The organism is Nocardioides palaemonis, assembly GCF_018275325.1.
Classification (GTDB): domain Bacteria; phylum Actinomycetota; class Actinomycetes; order Propionibacteriales; family Nocardioidaceae; genus Nocardioides; species Nocardioides palaemonis.
Map to the genome: position 1 here is coordinate 1,552,772 of NZ_JAGVQR010000001.1, position 20,464 is coordinate 1,573,235.

Sequence of the window (20,464 nt, forward strand, 5' to 3'; positions counted from 1 at the left end):
GACCAGTGCCCAGCACCCGCGCCACTGGCAGGCGTGGCGCCTCGCGCGGCGCGCCGATGCTGCGACTGCGGATCGGCTTCGTCCTGATCGCGATGGTGCTCTCGTTCTTCGGGGCACGGCTCGTCCAGCTGCAGGGCGTCGACCCCGGTTCGTACGCCCGGATGGCGGCCGCCGAGGGAGCGGCGCGGGTCACGCTCGTGGCCGAGCGCGGCGACATCCTCGACCGCAACGGCGTCCCGCTGGCCGACTCGATCCAGGGCGAGATGGTGATCGCCGACCCGAGCCTGACCGCCGACGACGCCCCCGAGATCGCGCGGATCCTCTCCGACCGGCTGTCCATCGACTACTTCAAGGCGCTCAACGCCCTGCGCGGCCGCAAGGAGGGGAGCCAGTTCGAGTACGTCGCCCGCCGGGTGCCGAGCACGCTGGCCACCGACACGCTCGCCGAGCTGAAGGAGGCGGGCTTCGAGGGGATCTCCCTCGAGGACGACCCGATCCGCGACTACCCGGCCGGCGAGGTGGCGGCCAACCTGCTCGGCTACATGGGCACCGACGAGCCGCTCGGCGGCTTCGAGCGCACCTTCGACAAGCAGCTGGCCGGCGTCGACGGCGAGGCCACCTGGCAGTCCACCTCGGGCAAGGGCATCCGCATCCCGCTGCGCGAGAGCACCCTCACCCCCGCGCAGGACGGCGCCCCGCTGCGCACCACGATCGACCGCGACCTGCAGTGGTTCACCCAGAAGGTCCTGGCGCAGTCCGTGCAGAAGTACCGCGCGGAGAGCGGCGCCGCGATCGTCCTGGACACCCGCACGGGCGAGATCCTGGCGCTGGCCGACGTCCCCACCTTCGACGCCAACGACCCGACCGCGTCGCGGGAGGAGGACCTCGGGTCCCGGGCCCTGAACGACCCCTACGAGCCCGGCTCGGTCGAGAAGGTGCTCACCGCCGCGTCGCTCATCGACGCCCACAAGGCCTTCCCGCGGCAGAAGTTCAAGGTGCCCGGGATCCTGTCGCGCCAGGACCGGCCGATCGGCGACTGGTTCGACCACGGCACGATCCGGCTCACGCTGGCCGGGATCATCGCCAAGTCCTCCAACATCGGCACCGTCCTGGCCGCCGACGCCTTCTCCCCGGTCCAGCTCGTGTCCTACCTCCAGCGCTTCGGGCTCGGGCAGACGACCGACATCGGCGTCCGCGGCGAGACGCCCGGCATCCTGACGGCCGGCGAGGCGATGACGTCGCAGACCAAGGACCGTGTCGCCTTCGGCCAGTCGCTGTCGGTCAACGTCGCGCAGATGGCGGCGGCGGTCAACACGATCGCCAACGGTGGCGTCCGGGTCTCGCCCAGCCTGATCACCGGGTCGGCCGTCACCGACGACGGCGTCACCGTCGGCACCGACGTCGCGACCCGCACCCGCGTCGTCAGCAGTCGCGCGGCCCGCGCGACGGCGAGGATGATGGAGAAGGTCGTCGACCCCGAGGACGGCGTGGCCCTTGGTGCGCAGGTCCCGGGCTACCTCGTGGCCGGCAAGACCGGCACCGCCCAGCGCGTGGTCGACGGGGTCTACGACGGCAGCAACACGGTGTCGTTCGGCGGCTTCGCGCCGGCCGACGACGCCCGCTTCACCGTCTACGTCGTGGTCCACGCGCCGAAGGTCGACGGCGGTGGTGGCTCGATCACCGGCCCGGTGTTCGCCCGGATCATGGGCTACGTCCTCGGGCGCTACGGCGTGGAGCCGAGCGGCGGCACGCCGTCGCGTCTGCCGGTCGAGTGGTGACTCGATACGCTCCGTCGGTGGAACAGCAGGTGCACGACCCCGGCGCCCGCGGCAGCGCGACCCGGCCCCGTACGACCCCGGCGACCCCTGCCGCGGACCTGGCCGACTGGCTGTCCGCGAGCACCGACGTGACGGTCCACGGCGACCTCGACGTGGTGGTGTCGGGCATCTCGCTCAGCACCGCCCGCGTCGAGCCCGGCGACGTCTACGCGGCGCTGCCGGGTGCGCGCGCCCACGGCGCCGACTTCGCCGCGCAGGCGCTCGCGGCCGGCGCGGTGGCGGTGCTCACCGACCCCGCCGGGCTCGACCGGCTTCCGGCCGGCACGCCCGCGATCGTCGTCGCCGACCCGAGGCAGGTGCTCGGACGCCTCGCTGCCCACCTCTACGGCGACCCGGCCCGCAGCCTGCGCACCATCGGGGTCACCGGCACCCAGGGCAAGACCACGACGACCCGGGTCCTCGAGCAGGGCCTGACCGCGGCCGGCGTGGCGTCGGCAGTGATCGGCACCGTCGGCACCCGGATCGCGGGGGAGGACGTCGAGACCCAGCTCACCACGCCGGAGGCCCCCGACCTGCACGGACTGTTCGCGGTGATGCGCGAGCGCGGTGTCGACACCTGCGCGATGGAGGTGTCGAGCCACGCCCTCGTGCGCGGTCGCGTCGACGGCGTCGTCTTCGACGTCGCCACCTTCCTCAACCTCGGGCGCGACCACCTCGACTTCCACGCCGACCTCGACGACTACTTCGCCGCCAAGGCCAGCCTCTTCACCCCCGAGCGGGCGCGGGTCGGGCTGACGAACGTCGACGACGAGCACGGGCGGCGGCTCCTCGACGTCGCGACGATCCCGATGTCCACCTACTCCGTGGGCGGGGCCGACGCCGACTGGCGCGCCGTCGACGTCGTGCTCAGCGCCTCCGGCGCGACCTTCACGGTCCTCGGGCCGGACGTCGAGCTCCGGGCGGCGGTCGGCATCCCCGGCGCGTTCAACGTCTCCAACGCGCTGGCCGCGATCGCCTCGGCTGCGCTCGCCGGTCTCGACCCCCGGTCGGTCGCCGACGGCATCGCGCAGGTGGGTGGCGTGCCGGGCCGGCTGGAGCAGGTCGACGCCGGACAGGACTACACCGTCGTCGTGGACTACGCCCACAAGCCCGACGCCCTCGAGGCGGTGCTGCACACCCTGCGACCGCTGACCGGCGGCCGGGTGCTGGTGGTGGTCGGTGCCGGCGGCGACCGCGACACGCAGAAGCGGCCGGTGATGGGGGAGATCGCGGCGCGGCTCGCCGACGTCGTGGTCGTCACCGACGACAACCCCCGCACCGAGGACCCCGCGTCGATCCGCGCCGCGGTGCTGGCGGGCACCACCGGTGGCGCGGCCGAGGTGGTCGAGCAGGGCGACCGGCGCCTTGCCATCCGGGACGCCGTGCGACGCGCGCGCACCGGTGACGTGGTGCTGGTCGCGGGCAAGGGGCACGAGACCGGGCAGAAGGTCGGTGACGTGGAGCACCCCTTCGACGACCGCGTCGTCGCCGCGGAGGAGATCCGGGCCGCCGCGGACGGGGACCCCGCATGATCGAGATGACCCTCGCCGAGGTCGCCGAGGTCGTCGGGGGAGTCGCCCACGGTGACGCCGTCGTGACCGGCGGCGCCTTCCTCGACACCCGCACGCCGGAGGCCGGCGGGCTCTTCGTCGCGATCGCGGGCGAGCGGGTCGACGGCCACGACCTCGCCGCCGCGGCCGGTGCGGCCGGCGCCGTGGCGGTCCTCGGCAGCCGCGTGACGGACCTGCCGACCGTGGTCGTCGACGACGTGACCACCGCGCTCGGCGTGCTGGCGCGCCACGTGCTGGACCGGCTCCCCGACGCCGTGGTGCTCGCGATGACCGGGTCGCAGGGCAAGACCGGCACCAAGGACTACCTCGCGCACGTGCTCGGCGAGTCCGGCCCGACGGTCGCGACCCGGGGCAACTTCAACAACGAGCTCGGGGTCCCGCTGACGGTCCTGCGGGCCACGCCGGAGACCCGCTACCTCGTCGTCGAGATGGGCGCGCGCGGCGTCGGGCACATCGCCCGTCTCTGCGAGGTCGCCCCGCCCCGCGTGGCCGCCGTGCTCAACGTCGGCACGGCCCACATCGGCGAGTTCGGCAGCCGGGAGGCGATCGCGGTCGCGAAGGGCGAGATCGTCGAGGCGCTGCCCGTCGACGGCACCGCCGTCCTCAACGCCGACGACGAGCTGGTGGCGGCGATGGCCCCGCGCACCCGCGCCGCGGTCACCACCTTCGGCGCCGGCGACGCCGACGTCGCGGTCAGCGAGGTGACCACCGACGACCTCGGCCGCCAGTCGTTCGAGCTGCGCCACCGCGGCTCCTACGCCACCGTCCACCTCGCCCAGGTCGGCAGCTTCCAGTGGCGCAACGCGGCCGCGGCCGCCGCCATGGCGCTCGCCGCCGGTCTCGACCTCGACACCGTCGCGGAGTCGCTGTGCGACGCGGTGCCGGCCAGCCGCTGGCGGATGGAGGTCGGCGAGCGTGCCGACGGCCTGGTGGTGGTCAACGACTCCTACAACGCCAACCCCGAGTCGATGCGGGCCGCCCTCGACACGCTCGTCGGGATCGGCTCCCGCTCGGGGCGGCGCACGGTCGCCGTCCTCGGCGAGATGCTCGAGCTCGGGGCCGGGGCCCACGACGCGCACCGTGACCTCGGGGCCTACGCGGCCGCGGCCGGGGTCGACGTGCTGGTCACCGTCGGGTCCGCCACGGACCCCGTCGCGGCCGGCTTCGAGGCCGCCTCGACCGCCGGTGTGGTGATCCCCACGGTGGGGCGTGACGCCGCGACCGACTGGCTGCGGCACAATGTCTCGGCTGCTGATGTCGTCCTGGTGAAGGCATCACGGGGGGCGGCGCTCGAAGTCATCGCCGACGTACTCCTCCAGGAAGGGAGAAGCACCACATGAGGGCCATCCTGTTCGGAGGAGGACTCTCCCTGCTGATCTCGCTCCTCGGCACCCGCTACGCCATCCGGTTCTTCACCCGGCAGGGATTCGGCCAGCCGATCCGCGACGACGGTCCGACCACGCACCACACCAAGCGCGGCACGCCGACCATGGGCGGAGCGGTCATCGTGCTGGCCACCGTCGTCGGCTACCTCGCCGCGAAGCTGATCACCGGCCAGGCGCCCACGGCGTCGGCGCTGCTGGTCCTCTTCCTGCTCGTGGGCCTCGGCGCGGTCGGCTTCCTCGACGACTTCCTCAAGGTCAGCCGCCAGCACAACCTCGGGCTGCGCAGCCGGGCGAAGATGATCGGGCAGACGCTCGTCGCCGTCGTCTTCGGCTTCCTCGCGCTGTCGCCGGCACTGGAGGACGAGCGCGGCTGGCGACCGGCGTCCGACCACATCTCGTTCATCCGCGACCACGAGCGCTTCGCGCTGCCGACGATCCTGGCGATCCTGCTGATCTGGCTCATCGTGACCGGCACCAGCAACGCGGTGAACCTCGCCGACGGCCTCGACGGCCTCGCGGCCGGTTCCTCGATCCTCGTCTTCGCGGCCTACACGCTCGTCAACATCTGGCAGAACAGCCAGTCCTGCGCGCTCGAGGCCGGCCCGAAGTGCTACGAGGTCCGCGACCCGCTGGACCTGGCGGTCGTGGCCGCCGCGATCACCGGCGCCTGCTTCGGCTTCCTGTGGTGGAACGCCTCCCCGGCGCAGATCATCATGGGCGACACGGGCTCGCTGGCCCTGGGCGGCGCGATGGCCGGGTTCGCGATCATGACCCGCACCGAGCTCCTCCTGCTGATCATCGGCGGGCTCTTTGTGAGCATCACGCTCTCGGTGATGATCCAGGTCTCCGTCTTCAAGCTGAGCCGTGCGAGCGGGCTGGTGCGATCGGTGTTCCGGATCCAGGCCGGGCACCGCGTGTTCCGCATGACCCCGCTGCACCACCACTTCGAGATGCTCGGCTGGGAGCAGGTCACCATCGTGATCCGGTTCTGGATCATCACCGGCCTGATGGTCGCCACCGGCCTCGGGATCTTCTACGCCGAGTGGGTTGCCGGAATTGGCTGATCACGACGTCTCCGACCTGGGCCGCACCAGCGACTGGTCCGGGGTCCGCGTGGTCGTCGCCGGCTTCGGCGTCTCGGGCTTCGCGGCCGCGGACAACCTGCTCTTCCTCGGCGCGGACGTCACGGCGCTCGACGAGGCCAGCACCGAGGAGAAGGCGGAGAAGGCCCGCCTGCTCGAGACCCTCGGCGCGACCGTCCGGCTCGAGCCGGGCGCGACCGCGGTGCTGCCCGACGACGTCGATCTCGTCGTGACCTCGCCGGGCTGGAGGCCGACGGCGCCGCTGCTGGCCCAGGCCGCCGAGCGCGGGATCCCCGTGTGGGGGGAGGTCGAGCTGGCCTGGCGGCTGCGCGACCCCGAGCACCCGGCGCCCTGGCTCGCGGTCACCGGCACCAACGGCAAGACGACGACCGTCCAGATGCTCCAGTCGATCCTCCTGGCAGCGGGCCTGCGCGCCACCGCCGTCGGCAACGTCGGGCTGCCCATCGTCGAGGCCGTCATGGACCCCGAGCCGTGGGACGTGCTGGCGGTCGAGCTCTCCAGCTTCCAGCTGCACTACACGAGCTCGATGTCGGCCGAGGCCGCGGTCGTGCTCAACATCGCCGAGGACCACCTCGACTGGTACGACGACGAGCCCGACGGGCCGACGGGCACCAGGACCGGGATGGAGCGGTACGCCGCCGACAAGGCCCGGATCTACGAGCGCGTGCAGCGGGCGTGCGTCTACAACCTGGCCGAGCCCGCGACCGAGGAGATGGTGGTCGGGGCCGACGTGGTCGAGGGCGCCCGCGCGATCGGGTTCACCCTCGGCACGCCGTCGCCCGGCAACCTCGGCGTGGTCGAGGACCTCCTCGTCGACCGCGCCTTCATCGAGGAGCGGGCCACCAGCGCGGCCGAGCTGTGCACGCTCGACGACCTCGCCTCGCAGGCGCCGCACTTCGTCGCCAACGCGCTGGCGGCCGCCGCGCTCGCGCGCGCCCACGGCGTCAGCCAGCAGGCCGTGCGCGACGGGCTGCGCGCGTTCCGCCCCGACGGCCACCGGATCGCCCACGTCGCCGAGGCCGGCGGCGTCACCTGGGTCGACGACTCCAAGGCGACCAACCCCCACGCGGCGCGGTCCTCGCTGTCGGCCTTCGACCGGGTGGTGTGGGTCGCCGGCGGGCTCGCCAAGGGCGCCCGCTTCGACGACCTCGTGGCCGCGGTCCGCGACCGGCTGCGCGGCGTGGTGCTGCTCGGGCGCGACCGCCAGGTGATCGCCGACGCACTTTCGCGACACGCGCCCGATGTGCCGGTCATCGATGTGGGCGACGACGAGACTGGGGCTCCGATGGAGCGCGTCGTGGAGGCGGCCGCAGGTCTCGCCGGACCGGGCGACACCGTGCTGCTGGCGCCGGGATGCGCGTCCATGGACATGTTCACCGACTACGGCGCCCGCGGCGACGCGTTCGCCGCGGCCGTGCACCGCCTGATCGACCGCACCGACTGACCGCCACCGGACCGCCACCGGACCGCCACCGGACCGCCACCGGACCGCCACCGGACCGCCACCGGACCGCCACCGGACCGCCACCGGACCGCCACCGAGGGGAGCGCACCATGACGACCGCGAACCCCGAGGACGTCGAGGGCGGCCCGAAGGTCCGGGCGCCGTTCGGCTCCCGCGCCACGGCCGCCTGGAACGCCGTGCGCGACGCGGTGGTCCGCACGGTCCGCTCCGGGCGCGAGGCGGTCGACAAGCCGCTGGCGTCCTACTACCTGCTGCTCGGAGCCTCCGGGCTGCTGCTGACCATCGGCCTGATCATGGTCCTCAGCGCCTCGAGCGTCCGTTCCTACATCGCCTACGACGACTCCTACGCCGTGGTGAAGCGCCAGCTGATGTGGGTGGCGACGGGCCTGCCCTGCGCGTGGGTCGCCTCACGCATGCCGGTCCGGCACGTCCGCCGCCTGGCCTACCCGGGCTTCCTGCTGGCCCTCGTGCTGCTCGCCCTGGTCGCGCGCTTCGGCGTCAGCGTCAACGGCAACCAGAACTGGCTGGCGGTCGGACCGTTCACCATGCAGCCGGCCGAGGTCGCCAAGCTCGCGATCGTGCTGTGGGCCGCCAACATCTACGCCCACAAGGAGCGCCGCCTCGGCGAGCTCCACCACCTGCTGGTCCCCGTCGTGCCGGGGTTGTTCGCCGTCATCGGCCTGGTGCTCGTCGGGCGCGACCTGGGCACGGCGCTGGTCCTCGTCGCGATCCTGCTCGGGATGCTCTGGGTGGTCGGGGCGCCGCTGCGGCTGTTCGGTCTCAGCCTGTCGGTGCTCGGCGCCGGCGCGCTGGCGCTCGCGGCCACCAACGCCGAGCGCCTCAAGCGGATCACCAACTTCACCGACCCGTTCAAGGACTACACCGACGCGGGGTGGCAGCCCGCCCACGGTCTCTACGCCCTCTCCAGCGGCGGCTGGTTCGGCCACGGCATCGGCGGGTCGCAGCAGAAGTGGGGCGACCTGCCCGAGGCCCACACCGACTTCATCTTCGCGGTCCTCGGCGAGGAGCTCGGGCTGGTCGGCACGCTGCTGGTCGTCCTGCTGTTCTTCACCATCGCCTACGCCGCCATCCGGGTCGCCATGAACACCGAGGACCCGTTCGTCCGCTACGCCACCTTCGGGATCGTGGTGTGGCTCATCGGCCAGATGATGATCAACGTCGGCATGGTGCTCGCCGTCCTGCCCGTGATCGGCATCCCGCTGCCGATCGTGTCCTACGGCGGATCGGCCCTGCTGCCCTCGCTGGTGGCGCTCGGCCTGGTGATCGGGTTCGCCCGCCGCGAGCCCGCCGCGGCGGCCGCGCTCGCCGCTCGTCGACGCGACCGCTCGGCCGGGCTGGCCGCTCGGTAGATTTGGCCCGATGCGCGTCCTCCTCGCCGGCGGCGGTTCCGCCGGCCACACCTCGCCCCTGCTCGCCACCGCCGACGCCCTGCGCCGGCTCGACCCGGCGACCGAGATCACCTGCCTCGGCACCCGCGAGGGCCTCGAGGCGCGGCTGGTCCCCGAGGCCGGCCTGCCGCTCGAGGTCGTGCCCCGCGTGCCGCTGCCGCGCAAGCCCGGCGCCGACCTGCTGCGGGTCCCGGGACGCCTGCGGGCCGCCCGCGCCGCAGCGCTCGAGGTGCTCGACCGGGTCCGCCCCGACGTCGTCGTCGGGTTCGGCGGCTACGTCTCCGTGCCGGCCTACCTCGCCGCCCGCCGGCGCGGGGTGCCGATCGTGGTCCACGAGGGCAACACGCTGCCCGGGGTCGCCAACCGGCTCGGCGCCCGGATGACCCGCCACGTCGCGACCAGCTTCCCCGACACCGACCTGCGCCACGGCACGTTCACGGGGCTGCCGGTGCGGCGGATGGTCTCGACCCTGGACCGCGCCGCGCTGCGCGACGAGGCGCTCGCGACGTTCGGGCTGCGCCCCGACCTGCCGGTGCTGCTGGTGACCGGAGGCTCCCAGGGCGCCGCCCGCATCAACGCCGCCGTGTCCGGGGCCGCCGAGGCGCTCGCCGCGGCGGGCGTCCAGGTCCTCCACGTCGTGGGCCCGAAGCACGAGCTGACCGTGCCGTCGGGAGAGGTGCCCTACGTCGTGCTCGGCTACGTCGACCGGATGGACCTCGCCTACGCCGCCGCCGACGCCGTGCTCTGCCGTGCCGGCAGCAACACCGTGACCGAGGTGTCGGGCGTCGGGCTCCCGGCCGTCTACGTCCCGCTCCCGATCGGCAACGGCGAGCAGGCGCTCAACGCCCGGCCGGTCGTCGACGCCGGGGGAGGGCTGCTCGTCGCCGACGGCGCGCTCACGCCCGAGTGGGTCGCCGCCTCCGTCCCGCCGCTGGTCACCGACCGCGCGCGCCTCGACGCCATGGGCGCCGCGGCCCGCGGCGTGATCCCGCTGGACGCCGACGACAGGCTCGCCCGGCTGGTCCTGGACGCCGCGCGCACGGGGGCCGCCGCGTGAGGATCCCGGTGCCCGAGGAGATCCTGCCGGCCGCGGAGCTCGGTCGCGTCCACTGCGTCGGCATCGGTGGCGCGGGGATCTCGGCGATCGCCCGGATCATGGCCGCCCAGGGCGTGCCGGTCAGCGGCAGCGACGACCACGACACCCCGTTCCTGCCGGCGCTGCGCGAGCTCGGCGTCACCTGCCACCTCGGCTACGACGCCGCCCACGTCGCCGACGCCGACACCCTCGTGGTGACGACGGCGGCCCGCGAGGACAACCCCGAGGTGCTCGAGGCGCGCCGGCGCGGGCTGCGGGTCCTGCCGCGCTCGGCCGGTCTCGCCGCGGTGATGGCCGGCTCCCGGGTGCTCGCGGTCGCCGGCACCCACGGCAAGACCACGACCACCGGCCTGCTGACCTCCGCCCTGCTCGCCGCCGGGCTCGACCCGTCCTACGCGGTCGGTGGCGTGCTGACCGCCACCGGTCGCAACGCCGACGCCGGGGCCGACGACCTGTTCGTCGCCGAGGCCGACGAGAGCGACGGTGCGTTCCTCGTCTACCGCCCGCACGCCGCCGTCGTGACCAACGTCGAGGCCGACCACCTCGACAACTGGGGCACCGAGGAGGCCTACCACCGCGCCTTCGAGGACTTCGCGGGCACGATCGACCGCGACGGCTTCCTCGTCTGCGTCGTCGACGACCCCGGCGCGGCCGACCTCGCCCGGCACGCCCGCGAGCGGGGCCTCGAGGTCGTCACGGTCGGCGAGTCCCCCGAGGCCGACCTCCGCATCCACGACGTCGTGCTCGACGGCGCCTCGTCGACCTGCCGCGTGTCCCGCGGCGGTCACGACCTCGGCACGCTGCGCCTGGCCATCCCCGGACGCCACTACGTCCTCGACGCCGTCGCCGCGCTCGCCATGGGCCTGCGCCTCGGGTGCACCTTCGACGACCTCGCCGCCGGTCTCGGGTCGTTCACCGGCACCGGGCGCCGGATGGAGCTCAAGGGCGAGGCCGCCGGGATCCGCGTCTACGACTCCTACGCCCACCACCCCGTCGAGATCCGCGGCGACCTCGAGGCGGCCCGCGCGCTCGCGGGGGCGGGGCGGGTCGTCGCCGCGTTCCAGCCGCACCTCGTCTCCCGCACGCGGATCTTCGGACCGGCGATGGGGGTGGAGCTCGGTGCCGCCGACGAGGTCGTCGTGCTCGACGTCTACGTCGCCCGTGAGGAGCCGGACCCGTCCGTCACCGGTCGCCTCGTCGCCGACGCGGTGCCGCTGCCGCAGGAGCAGGTGGCCTTCGTCGACGACCTCGGCGACGCGGCTCGCGCCCTGGCCGACCGGGCACGTCCGGGCGACCTCGTCATCACCCTCGGCGCCGGCGACGTCACCACCGTCGGCCCGCAGGTCCTCGACCTGCTGGTCGCCCGCGGAGGTGCGTGAGTGGAGCCGGAGGACCGCTCCGCCCAGCGCACCCGCCGCCGGTTCGCCCGTCGCCAGTGGGCCCGGCGCTGGCTGTCCCTGCGCTACGTCCTCGTCGCGGTGGCGCTGGTGGCGCTGGTCTCGACCTCCGTGTGGCTGGTCTTCTTCTCCGCCCGCCTCCAGGTCACCCGGGTCGAGGTCGTCGGCAACCAGCTGCTGAGCGACGGCCGGGTGCGGGAGGTCGCCGGCGTGCCGCTCGGCGAGCAGCTCGCGCTCGTCGACCTGTCGCGCACCGACGCGCGGGTCGGCGCGCTCGCGGAGGTCCGGTCCGTCGACGTCACCCGGTCCTGGCCGCACACGGTCCGCATCGAGGTGGAGGAGCGCACCGCCGTCGCGGTCGTCGAGCTCGCCGGACGGCTGCGCGGGCTCGACCCGGACGGCATCGTCTTCCGCGACTACGACACCCCGCCGGCCGACCTGCCCCGCATCAGGCCCGGCGCCGAGGCGGGGACCGACGCGCTGAAGGAGGCCGCCACGGTCGTCGCTGCCCTGCCCGACGACCTGACGGCGCGCGTCGACCACGTCGAGGTCGCGACCGTGGACCAGATCACCCTGGTCCTGCGCGACGGGCGCGAGGTGATGTGGGGGAGCGCGGAGGAGTCGGAGCTCAAGGCCGAGGTGGTCGACCAGCTGCTCGGCGCCGCGCCGAAGGCGGGCACCTACGACGTGAGCGTGCCCGGCAACCCGACCGTGCGCTGAGTCGCGCGCGCCACGACTCGCGAGAAAAGTTCGTCGGGTCGTCGCCACCGGGCGTGTCTGCCGACGAATCGGGACGCGCGCTGCCTACTGTCTTCCGCATGACGAGGTTGACATAACTATAACCCTCAGGCTCACGGTTAGGGTTCCGTGACACGCCCGAGGTCGACCTCGCCCGACGAACTCCCAGCACCAGCACCTCTCAAGGAAGGCCCCGGACCCGTGGCAGCAGCGCAGAACTACCTGGCGATCATCAAGGTCGTGGGCATCGGCGGCGGCGGCGTCAACGCCGTCAACCGGATGATCGAGGTCGGCCTCAAGGGCGTCGAGTTCATCGCGATCAACACCGACGCCCAGGCACTCCTCATGAGCGACGCCGACGTCAAGCTCGACATCGGCCGCGAGCTCACCCGCGGCCTCGGCGCCGGCGCCAACCCCGAGGTGGGTGCCAAGGCGGCGGAGGACCACGCCGACGAGATCGAGGAGGTGCTCAAGGGCGCCGACATGGTCTTCGTCACCGCCGGCGAGGGCGGCGGCACCGGCACCGGCGGCGCGCCCGTCGTGGCCCGCATCGCCCGCTCGCTGGGCGCGCTGACCATCGGCGTCGTGACCCGGCCGTTCGCCTTCGAGGGCCGGCGCCGCGCCAACTCCGCCGAGGAGGGGATCAGCCAGCTCCGCGAGGAGGTCGACACCCTCATCGTCATCCCGAACGACCGGCTGCTCTCGATCACCGACCGCAACGTGTCGATCCTCGACGCGTTCAAGCAGGCCGACCAGGTGCTGCTGCAGGGTGTCTCCGGCATCACCGACCTGATCACCACCCCGGGCCTGATCAACCTCGACTTCGCGGACGTGAAGTCGGTCATGGCCAACGCCGGCTCCGCGCTCATGGGCATCGGCTCCGCGCGCGGTGAGGACCGCGCCGTCGCGGCGGCCGAGATGGCGGTCTCCAGCCCGCTGCTCGAGGCCAGCATCGAGGGCGCGCACGGCGTGCTCCTGTCCATCGCCGGCGGCTCCGACCTCGGTCTCTTCGAGATCAACGAGGCGGCCGCGCTGGTGTCGCAGGCCGCGCACGCCGAGGCCAACATCATCTTCGGCGCCACCATCGACGACGCCCTCGGCGACGAGGTCCGCGTGACCGTCATCGCGGCCGGCTTCGACGGCGGCATGCCCAAGCGGCGCCAGGACGGCAACGTGCTGCGCCAGAACGCACCGGCGCAGACGCAGGAGGAGACCCGGGCGGCCGCCCAGCAGCTCGCCAGGCCCGCGACGACCCGCACCGAGTCCGGCGAGCGCCCGGCCCCGACGTTCGCGCCGTCCGGCCAGGCTGCTCCGCAGGCGCCCGCCCGTCCGGCCCAGCCGAGCCAGCCCGCCCCGCAGCCGGCGCAGCAGGCACCCTCGCGCCCGGCGCGCCAGGTGCAGTTCGACGACGACGACCTCGACGTGCCCGACTTCCTGAAGTGACGCTGCTCCACCACCGCGACCGGATCGAAGGCGACCTCGTGATCGAGGTCGCCTTCACCGACGTCTCCCTCAGCCTCGGCGACGCCGCCGAGGCCGGGGTGCGTGCCGAGGCCCTCGCGCAGGTCGCGGCCGCCACGGGCGCGGCGCCGGTGCTGATGCACCAGGTGCACGGCGCCGACGTGGACGTCGTCGACCTCCAGCGCGACGGCGGCCCGGTCGCGTGCGACGCGATGGTGACCGACCAGCAGGAGGTCGCGCTGCTGGCCCGGGCGGCCGACTGCGTACCGGTGCTGCTCGCCGACCCCGCGACCGGCTGGATCGCCGCAGTCCACTCCGGGCGGCCCGGCCTGGCGGCCGGCGTCGTGCCGGCGGCGGTCGTCCGGATGCGGGCCGAGGGCGCCGACCCGTCGGTCGCGTGGATCGGCCCCCACGTGTGCGGCGCCTGCTACGAGGTGCCCGCCGACCTCCAGGAGGAGGTGGCGGCCCTCGTGCCTGACGCCCGGGCCACCACGTCGTGGGGCACGCCGTCCCTCGACCTGGGGGCCGGCGTGCGCGCCCAGCTCGCCGCGGCGAGCATCACCGACGTGCGCGAGGTCGACGTGTGCACCCGCGAGGACGCCGACTGGCCGTCCCACCGCCGCGACGGCGCCGCCGCGACCCGCTTCGCCGGCGTCATCTGGAGCCACCGATGAGCGCCCGCGCCGACGAGCTCGCCGCCAACCTCGACACGGTGCGCCGTCGGATCGCCACCGCGTGTGCCGACGCCGGACGCGACGAGGGCGAGGTCTCCCTCGTCGTGGTCACCAAGTTCTTCCCCGCCACCGATGTGCGCATCCTGGCCGACCTCGGCGTGACCGACGTGGGGGAGAACCGCCACCAGGAGGCGGAGGCCAAGGCGGCGGAGTGTGCCGACCTCGGCCTGCGCTGGCACTTCATCGGGGGCCTGCAGTCCAACAAGGCCGCGGCCGTGGCGGCGTACGCCGACGTCGTGGAGTCCGTCGACCGGGCCAAGCTGGTCGGCCCGCTCTCGCGCGGCGCCCACGGCCGGGGACACGACGTCGACGTGCTGCTCCAGGTCAGCCTCGACCCGCCGGGCGCGGACCACCGCTCCGGCGCCGACCCCGCCGACCTCGCCGCCCTGGCGGCGCGGGTGGAGGAGGCCGGCATGCTCCGCCTGCGCGGCCTGATGGCCGTCGCGCCTCTCGGCGAGGACCCTGCGACGGCGTTCGCCCGCCTCGCCGAGGTGCGCGCCGGGTTCGTCGACGACCACCCTGACGCCACCGTGCTGTCCGCCGGCATGAGCGGCGACCTCGAGGCGGCGATCGGGTGCGGTGCGACACACGTGCGTGTCGGCTCCGCGGTCCTCGGTGCGAGGCCCGCGGTCCAGTAATGTCCACAAATGTCAACAGGTGCCCCGGATCGGGCACCTCGTCTAGCGGAGGATCAGTCTCATGAGCGGCGCGATGCGCAAGATCGGCGAGTACCTCGGCCTGCTCGAGGACACCGGCCACTACGACGACTACGACGGTGAGTCCGAGACGTCGACCCACGAGCCCGTTGACGAGCGACCGGTCGCCCGCGACCGTCGCCCTGCCCCCGTGTCCGACCTCGCCGAGCGCCGTCGTCCGGCGTCGGTCCAGACAGGAGTCGTGGCCGAGTTGAGCCGCATCACCACCCTGCACCCCCGCAACTACAACGAGGCGCGACTGGTCGGGGAGAACTACCGCGACGGCACCCCGGTGATCATGAACCTCAGCGAGATGGACGACAACGACGCCAAGCGCCTCGTCGACTTCGCCGCCGGGCTGATCTTCGCGACCCGCGGCTCCATCGAGCGCGTCACCAACAAGGTCTTCCTGCTCTCGCCGCCCAACGTGGCGATCTCGGCGGAGGACAAGCAGCGGATGGCCGAGGACGGGTTCTTCAACCAGAGCTGAGGCATCCTTATCCCGTGCAGATCATCGGCCAGCTCCTCGCGACCATCCTGCTCGTCTTCATCGGCCTGCTCTGGATCAGGTTCATCGTCGACTGGGTGCAGGTGTTCGCGCGTCGCTGGGAGCCGCGCGGTCCGCTGCTGGTGGCGCTCGAGGGCGTCTACTCGGCCACGGACCCGCCGATCGTCGCGCTGCGCCGGGTCGTCCCGCCCCTGCGGATCGGGCAGGTGGCCCTCGACCTCAGCTTCCTGCTGGTGATGGTCGCGGCCTGGTTGCTGCTCTCCGTGGTCCGCACGGTCTTCCAGCTGAACTGACGGTGGGGTCGACGGCCGCGTCGGAACCACCAGTCACAAGGGTCACTGTGCCCCGCACGAGTCCGGGCGCTATTGTCTCCTGACAGCAGAGCCACCATGAATTCGAAGAGTGAAAGTTTGGGTGAGGTCATGCCGCTGACGCCTGAGGACGTGAGCAACAAGCGCTTTACGCCTGTCCGTCTCCGCGAGGGCTACGACATGGGCGAGGTGGACCAGTTCCTCGACGAGGTCGAGGCCGAGCTCGCCCGGCTCACCAAGGAGAACGACGACCTCCGGTCCAAGCTCTCGGCGGCCCAGTCCGGCGCCCCGGCGCCCGCCGCCCCCGCCTCGTTCGCGCCCGCCGCGGCCCCGGAGCCCGAGCCGGAGCCCGAGCCCGAGCCGGAGCCCGTTGCCGCGCCGGCCCCCGTGGCCGCCCCGGTGCAGACGATGCGGGTCGAGACCGTCGCCGACGCGTCCAACGCCGCGGCCCGCCTGCTCGAGATCGCCACGCGCAACGCCGACGAGCTCGTCGAGGACGCGAAGAACGAGGCCGACCGCATCGTCGGTGCCGCCCGCACCAAGGCCGAGCGTCTCGAGGCCGAGTCGAAGACCAAGGCCGACCGCATGGAGGCCGACGCGCGCCAGCGTTCGCAGATGCTCGACTCCGAGACCGCCGAGCGCCGCCAGCAGATGTTCGGCGACCTGGAGAAGGAGCGCGACAAGCTCAACAGCGACGTCGAGACGCTGCGGGCCTTCGAGCGCGAGTACCGCTCGCGCCTGAAGACCTACTTCACCCAGCAGCTCGAGTCGCTGTCCAACGGCTCCGAGAGCCAGGCGCCCGTCGACACGGGCAGCGCGCCCAAGCGGCTCCGCTCGGTCCTCGGCGACGACGAGGGCTGACCCTCCTCCCGCACGACGCTCCGGCTCGGCCCACCCCCGCGGGGGTGGGCCGAGCTGCATTTCCGGCGAGCCGGTCTTGGGCGACCCCGGGGGAGCGGCTAACCTCCGTGCCACGTGTGGTGCCCACCACACCCGACGCACCGCGGGAGGCCCTCGGATGGCTGGCACGACGCGCAAGTCCCTGGCCGGGAGCGCCGCGGCCGCCGCGAAGCGCGTGATTGGGCGCCGCGGCTCCTCGAGCGCGACGGACACGAAGGCCGCAGCGAAGAAGGCGCCCGCGAAGAAGGCGCCCGCGAAGAAGGCGCCCGCGAAGAAGGCCCCGGCGAAGAAGGCCCCGGCGAAGAAGGCGCCTGCCACGAAGGCCGCGCCCGCGAAGAAGGCTCCCGCCACCACGGCTCCCGCCACGAAGGCGCCCGCCAAGAAGGCCGCAGCCACGAAGGCGCCCACCAAGAAGGCCCCGGCGAAGAAGGCCGCAGCCACCAAGGCGCCCACCAAGAAGGCACCGGCGAAGAAGCCCGCAGCCGAGAAGGCGCCCGCGAAGAAGACGGCGCCGGCGACGAAGGCGCCCGCGAAGAAGACCGCTGCTCGGAAAACCCCTGCGAAGAAGACCGCGGCGCAGAAGACTGCTCCCACGAAGGCCGCCGCCCGGAAGGCGGCCCCGACTCCTGTGAAGAAGGCCCCGGTGAAGAAGACCGCGACCAGCAAGGCCACCCCGTCCTCCCTCGTCGTGCTCGAGCAGGAGTCGGCCTGGACCCGTGCCGAGCTCGACGAGGTGGTGACCGAGCTGCGTGAGCACCACGAGCGGCTCACGACGTCGGTGGAGCAGGCGGAGGCCGAGCTCGCCGGGCTGATGCGTGACGCCGGCGACGGCGCCGGTCACGACCAGGCGGACGTCGGCGCGTCCAGCTTCGAGCGCGACCACGAGCTCACCGTCCTCGCCAAGGAGCGCGAGATGCTGGTCCAGCTCGAGCGCGCGCTGACCCGCATCGACGACGGCACCTACGGGGTGTGCGAGTCGTGCGGCAACCCGATCGGCAAGAATCGGTTGATGGCGGTGCCGCATGCCACACTGTGCATGTCATGCAAGCAGCGCGAGGAGCGTCGCTGAACCCCAGCGACCAGACCGACCAGGGGCCGTCCGGTCGCCGCTCCGGCGCCCGGCTCGTGTTCGTCGCCGTTGCCGTCCTGGCCTACGCGCTGGACCTCGGCACCAAGCAGTGGGCGCTCGCGGCGCTCGCCGACGGCGACGTGCCGCTCCTCGGCGACTGGTTCACCCTGCACCTGACCTTCAACCCCGGTGCGGCGTTCAGCACCGGCACCGACTTCACCATCGTCTTCACCTGCCTGGCCATCGTGGCCGTCGTCGTGGTGCTGTGGCTGAGCCGCCGGCTCGCCAGCACCGGGTGGGCGTTGGCCCTGGGTCTGCTGCTCGGTGGTGTCGGCGGCAACCTGACCGACCGCCTGGTGCGCGACCCCGAGCCCCTGCACGGACACGTCGTCGACTTCCTGATGCTGCCGAACTGGCCGGTCTTCAACATCGCCGACGTGTGCATCAACGTCGCCGCCGGCCTGATCATCCTGCAGACCTTCCGCGGGATCGCGCTGGACGGCACCCGCGATGCCGAGCGCTCGCACCCCGACGAGCAGGACGGGTGACTGCGGCGATGGGGGGCCACGCCGACCAGCGCACGGTGTTCGTGCCCGACGGTCTCGCCGGCGAGCGGGTGGACGCCGCCATGGCGCGGATGTTCGGCTTCTCCCGGACCCGCGCGGCGGACCTGATCACCGCCGGCCTCGTGCAGGTCGACGGCGCCGCGGTGGGCAAGAGCGACCGCGTCGACGCCGGTGCGATGCTGGACGTGACCATCCCGGTCGAGGCCGACCCCCTCGAGGTGGTGCCCGAGATCGTCGAGGGCATCCGGATCATCCACGACGACGACGCGATCGTGGTCATCGACAAGCCCGTCGGCGTCGCGGTGCACCCCTCGCCCGGCTGGACCGGCCCGACCGTGGTGGGGCACCTCGCGGGCGCCGGGTTCCGCATCTCCACCAGCGGCGCCAGTGAGCGGCAGGGCATCGTGCAGCGCCTCGACGTCGGCACCAGCGGCGTGATGGTGATCTGCAAGTCGGAGCACGCGTACTCCGTGCTGAAGAACGCCTTCCGCCACCGCACGGTCGACAAGACCTACCACGCCCTCGTGCAGGGCCACCCGGACCCGCTGGCCGGCACCGTCGACGCGCCGATCGGCCGTCACCCGCACCACGACTACAAGTTCGCGGTGATGGCCGACGGCCGGCACAGCGTCACCCACTACGAGACGCTCGAGGCCCACCGGTTCGCCAGCCTGCTCGAGATCCACCTCGAGACCGGTCGCACCCACCAGATCCGCGTCCACATGAGCGCGCTCAAGCATCCCTGCGTGGGCGACCTCACCTACGGCGCCGACCCGGTGCTCGCCAAGCGGGTCGGGCTGGAGCGCCAGTGGCTGCACGCGATGCGCCTCGGGTTCGAGCACCCGGAGTCGGGGGAGTACGTCACCTACGAGTCCACCTACCCCGACGACCTCGCCCACGCCCTCGAGGTCGTCCGTGACGGCGCCTGACCTGACCCTGCGCCCAGCGGGCGTCGGTGACCTCGAGCAGGTGGCGACCGTCCACCTCGCGGCCCGCGCCGCCGCGGTCCCCGCGATGCCCCCGGGCGTGCACACCGACGAGGAGGTGCGCGCCTGGGTCGCCGGGTGGGACCTGTCGGACCACGACGTCTGGGTCGCCCTGGCCGGCGGCAGCGTCGTGGGCTACGCCCGCTTCACCTCGACGTGGCTCGACGACCTCTACGTCTCCCCGGCGTGGCAGGGCAGCGGCGTGGGCTCCGCGCTGTTCGACGTGGTCACCGGCCAGCGCCCTGACGGCTTCTGCCTCTGGGTCTTCGAGTCCAACCGGCCGGCCCGCGCCTTCTACCTCCGCCGCGGCTGCATCGAGCTCGAGCGCACCGACGGCAGCGGCAACGAGGAGCGGTCACCCGACGTGCGGGTGGCCTGGCCCGGAGCCGACGCGGTGACGTTCCTGCGCGGCCTGATCGACGAGGCCGACCTGGTCCTAGGCGACGTGCTCGCGCGGCGTACGGCGCTGACCCGCGCCGTGCAGTCGGTGAAGCCGACGGCCGAGCGTGACCCGGCCCGGGAGGCCGAGATCGCCCGCCGGGTCGCCGCGGTGGTCCCCGAGCTCGGGGAGGAGCGGGTCGCCCGGATCGTCGACGTGATCATCGGCGCCTCGCTCGAGGTCGCCCGTGGCGACGGTGGAGCCGTGGACCGCTAGGTCCGGCCAGGCGCTCCACCGTCCGCCGTTCGCCCTGGGGCACGATGGTGCGATGCTGCCGAGCCCGGGGGAGGTCCTCCACTTCAGCGAGGACCCGTCGATCGCGGTGTTCGAGCCGCACGTCGCCGCGACCGCGCAGCAGCCGGAGTCGTACGTCTGGGCCGTCGACGCGCTCAACAGCCCCTGCTACTGGTTCCCCCGCCAGTGCCCGCGGGTGTGCTCGTGGGTCCAGGTCGACGGACGCGCCGAGGACCGGGTGCACGCGGTCGAGGAGGCGTGGCTGGCGACCGTGCGCGTGACCCGCCTGTGGGCCTATCGCTTCGACGCCTCGACCTTCCGGCCGTTCGGCGAGCGGCCGCACGCGTGGGTCGCCACCGTCCCGGTCGAGCCGCTCGGACCACCGGTCGAGGTCGGCGACCTCGTGGCGCTGCACGAGGCGCACGGCATCGACCTGCGCGTGCTGCCCGAGCTCGAGCCCTACTTCGCGCAGGTCCGCGCGGCAGGCCGGGAGTTCTCCGGGATCCGGATGGGCAACGCGCGCATCGGCCCGGCCGGACCGTTCGCGACCCGCCGCTGACCTCGAGGTGCCGCGAGTTGT

Annotated in this window: 19 protein-coding genes and 1 pseudogene; all 20 read left to right on the plus strand. The window is 73.4% G+C overall.

From position 1 onward, the window contains the following. Nucleotides 1-5 precede the first annotated feature (5 nt). Entirely contained in the window at nucleotides 6-1,778 is a 1,773-nt protein-coding gene (locus KDN32_RS07595; RefSeq protein ID WP_307853826.1) for a peptidoglycan D,D-transpeptidase FtsI family protein, read from the plus strand. A 17-nt stretch (nucleotides 1,779-1,795) separates the two neighbouring features. Further along, a complete protein-coding gene (locus KDN32_RS07600) occupies nucleotides 1,796-3,349 on the plus strand; it encodes a UDP-N-acetylmuramoyl-L-alanyl-D-glutamate--2,6-diaminopimelate ligase (protein ID WP_307853827.1) in 1,554 nt (517 codons plus the stop codon). Beyond that, on the plus strand, nucleotides 3,346-4,728 hold the full coding sequence (locus tag KDN32_RS07605; protein WP_211731419.1) for a UDP-N-acetylmuramoyl-tripeptide--D-alanyl-D-alanine ligase: 1,383 nt from the start codon (nucleotides 3,346-3,348) through the stop codon (nucleotides 4,726-4,728). The genes KDN32_RS07600 and KDN32_RS07605 overlap by 4 nt, the downstream gene beginning before the upstream one ends. After that, nucleotides 4,725-5,837: a phospho-N-acetylmuramoyl-pentapeptide-transferase gene (mraY, locus tag KDN32_RS07610; protein WP_211731420.1), complete on the plus strand. Its 1,113-nt coding sequence runs from the start codon at nucleotides 4,725-4,727 to the stop codon at nucleotides 5,835-5,837. Before KDN32_RS07605 ends, mraY begins: the two co-directional genes overlap by 4 nt. Then, a complete protein-coding gene (gene murD / locus KDN32_RS07615; RefSeq protein WP_211731421.1) occupies nucleotides 5,830-7,320 on the plus strand; it encodes a UDP-N-acetylmuramoyl-L-alanine--D-glutamate ligase in 1,491 nt (496 codons plus the stop codon). The genes mraY and murD overlap by 8 nt, the downstream gene beginning before the upstream one ends. Before the next feature lie 110 nt (nucleotides 7,321-7,430). Beyond that, entirely contained in the window at nucleotides 7,431-8,711 is a 1,281-nt protein-coding gene (ftsW, locus tag KDN32_RS07620) for a putative lipid II flippase FtsW (RefSeq protein ID WP_211731422.1), read from the plus strand. A 10-nt stretch (nucleotides 8,712-8,721) separates the two neighbouring features. Next, the gene (murG, locus tag KDN32_RS07625) at nucleotides 8,722-9,807 is read left to right on the plus strand and encodes an undecaprenyldiphospho-muramoylpentapeptide beta-N-acetylglucosaminyltransferase (RefSeq protein WP_211731423.1); all 1,086 of its coding nucleotides are present in this window, start codon (nucleotides 8,722-8,724) and stop codon (nucleotides 9,805-9,807) included. Further along, nucleotides 9,804-11,225 carry a UDP-N-acetylmuramate--L-alanine ligase gene (murC, locus tag KDN32_RS07630; RefSeq protein WP_211731424.1) on the plus strand — a complete coding sequence of 474 codons (1,422 nt, stop codon included), beginning with the start codon at nucleotides 9,804-9,806 and terminating at the stop codon, nucleotides 11,223-11,225. Before murG ends, murC begins: the two co-directional genes overlap by 4 nt. Further along, nucleotides 11,226-11,963 (plus strand): cell division protein FtsQ/DivIB, encoded by a 738-nt coding sequence (locus tag KDN32_RS07635; protein ID WP_211731425.1) that lies wholly within the window; start codon nucleotides 11,226-11,228, stop codon nucleotides 11,961-11,963. A gap of 219 nt (nucleotides 11,964-12,182) precedes the next feature. Continuing rightward, nucleotides 12,183-13,127 (plus strand): annotated as a pseudogene (gene ftsZ, locus KDN32_RS07640) (cell division protein FtsZ); the annotation flags it as partial. A 293-nt stretch (nucleotides 13,128-13,420) separates the two neighbouring features. Next, nucleotides 13,421-14,116: a purine nucleoside phosphorylase YfiH/LACC1 family protein gene (locus KDN32_RS07645; protein WP_307853829.1), complete on the plus strand. Its 696-nt coding sequence runs from the start codon at nucleotides 13,421-13,423 to the stop codon at nucleotides 14,114-14,116. Beyond that, nucleotides 14,113-14,814, plus strand: coding sequence for a YggS family pyridoxal phosphate-dependent enzyme (locus KDN32_RS07650; RefSeq protein ID WP_211731427.1), 702 nt, complete (start codon nucleotides 14,113-14,115; stop codon nucleotides 14,812-14,814). Before KDN32_RS07645 ends, KDN32_RS07650 begins: the two co-directional genes overlap by 4 nt. A gap of 61 nt (nucleotides 14,815-14,875) precedes the next feature. Continuing rightward, nucleotides 14,876-15,361, plus strand: a complete 486-nt coding sequence (locus KDN32_RS07655; RefSeq protein WP_211731428.1) for a cell division protein SepF — start codon at nucleotides 14,876-14,878, stop codon at nucleotides 15,359-15,361. A 14-nt stretch (nucleotides 15,362-15,375) separates the two neighbouring features. Beyond that, nucleotides 15,376-15,672, plus strand: coding sequence for a YggT family protein (locus KDN32_RS07660; RefSeq protein ID WP_211731429.1), 297 nt, complete (start codon nucleotides 15,376-15,378; stop codon nucleotides 15,670-15,672). Nucleotides 15,673-15,801: 129 nt separating this feature from the next. After that, entirely contained in the window at nucleotides 15,802-16,551 is a 750-nt protein-coding gene (locus KDN32_RS07665) for a DivIVA domain-containing protein (protein ID WP_211731430.1), read from the plus strand. 157 nt (nucleotides 16,552-16,708) lie between these two features. Beyond that, a complete protein-coding gene (locus KDN32_RS07670) occupies nucleotides 16,709-17,659 on the plus strand; it encodes a TraR/DksA family transcriptional regulator (RefSeq protein ID WP_211731431.1) in 951 nt (316 codons plus the stop codon). Beyond that, complete coding sequence (gene lspA, locus KDN32_RS07675; RefSeq protein ID WP_211731432.1) at nucleotides 17,632-18,207, plus strand: signal peptidase II; 576 nt, start codon at nucleotides 17,632-17,634, stop codon at nucleotides 18,205-18,207. The genes KDN32_RS07670 and lspA overlap by 28 nt, the downstream gene beginning before the upstream one ends. 8 nt (nucleotides 18,208-18,215) lie before the next feature. Then, a complete protein-coding gene (locus tag KDN32_RS07680; RefSeq protein ID WP_211732427.1) occupies nucleotides 18,216-19,154 on the plus strand; it encodes an RluA family pseudouridine synthase in 939 nt (312 codons plus the stop codon). Further along, complete coding sequence (locus KDN32_RS07685) at nucleotides 19,141-19,866, plus strand: GNAT family N-acetyltransferase (RefSeq protein ID WP_211731433.1); 726 nt, start codon at nucleotides 19,141-19,143, stop codon at nucleotides 19,864-19,866. The genes KDN32_RS07680 and KDN32_RS07685 overlap by 14 nt, the downstream gene beginning before the upstream one ends. 52 nt (nucleotides 19,867-19,918) lie before the next feature. Then, on the plus strand, nucleotides 19,919-20,443 hold the full coding sequence (locus KDN32_RS07690; protein ID WP_211731434.1) for a DUF6886 family protein: 525 nt from the start codon (nucleotides 19,919-19,921) through the stop codon (nucleotides 20,441-20,443). Nucleotides 20,444-20,464: the final 21 nt, after the last annotated feature.

Bases quoted from the DNA above. Each gene is read 5' to 3' on its own strand.
- KDN32_RS07605 (WP_211731419.1), top strand. From the start codon at position 3,346: ATGATCGAGATGACCCTCGCCGAGGTCGCCGAGGTCGTCGGGGGAGTC.
- mraY (WP_211731420.1), top strand. From the start codon at position 4,725: ATGAGGGCCATCCTGTTCGGAGGAGGACTCTCCCTGCTGATCTCGCTC.
- ftsW (WP_211731422.1), top strand. From the start codon at position 7,431: ATGACGACCGCGAACCCCGAGGACGTCGAGGGCGGCCCGAAGGTCCGG.
- murG (WP_211731423.1), top strand. From the start codon at position 8,722: ATGCGCGTCCTCCTCGCCGGCGGCGGTTCCGCCGGCCACACCTCGCCC.
- KDN32_RS07650 (WP_211731427.1), top strand. From the start codon at position 14,113: ATGAGCGCCCGCGCCGACGAGCTCGCCGCCAACCTCGACACGGTGCGC.
- KDN32_RS07655 (WP_211731428.1), top strand. From the start codon at position 14,876: ATGAGCGGCGCGATGCGCAAGATCGGCGAGTACCTCGGCCTGCTCGAG.
- KDN32_RS07665 (WP_211731430.1), top strand. From the start codon at position 15,802: ATGCCGCTGACGCCTGAGGACGTGAGCAACAAGCGCTTTACGCCTGTC.
- KDN32_RS07670 (WP_211731431.1), top strand. From the start codon at position 16,709: ATGGCTGGCACGACGCGCAAGTCCCTGGCCGGGAGCGCCGCGGCCGCC.
- lspA (WP_211731432.1), top strand. From the start codon at position 17,632: ATGCAAGCAGCGCGAGGAGCGTCGCTGAACCCCAGCGACCAGACCGAC.
- KDN32_RS07680 (WP_211732427.1), top strand. From the start codon at position 18,216: ATGGGGGGCCACGCCGACCAGCGCACGGTGTTCGTGCCCGACGGTCTC.
- KDN32_RS07690 (WP_211731434.1), top strand. From the start codon at position 19,919: ATGCTGCCGAGCCCGGGGGAGGTCCTCCACTTCAGCGAGGACCCGTCG.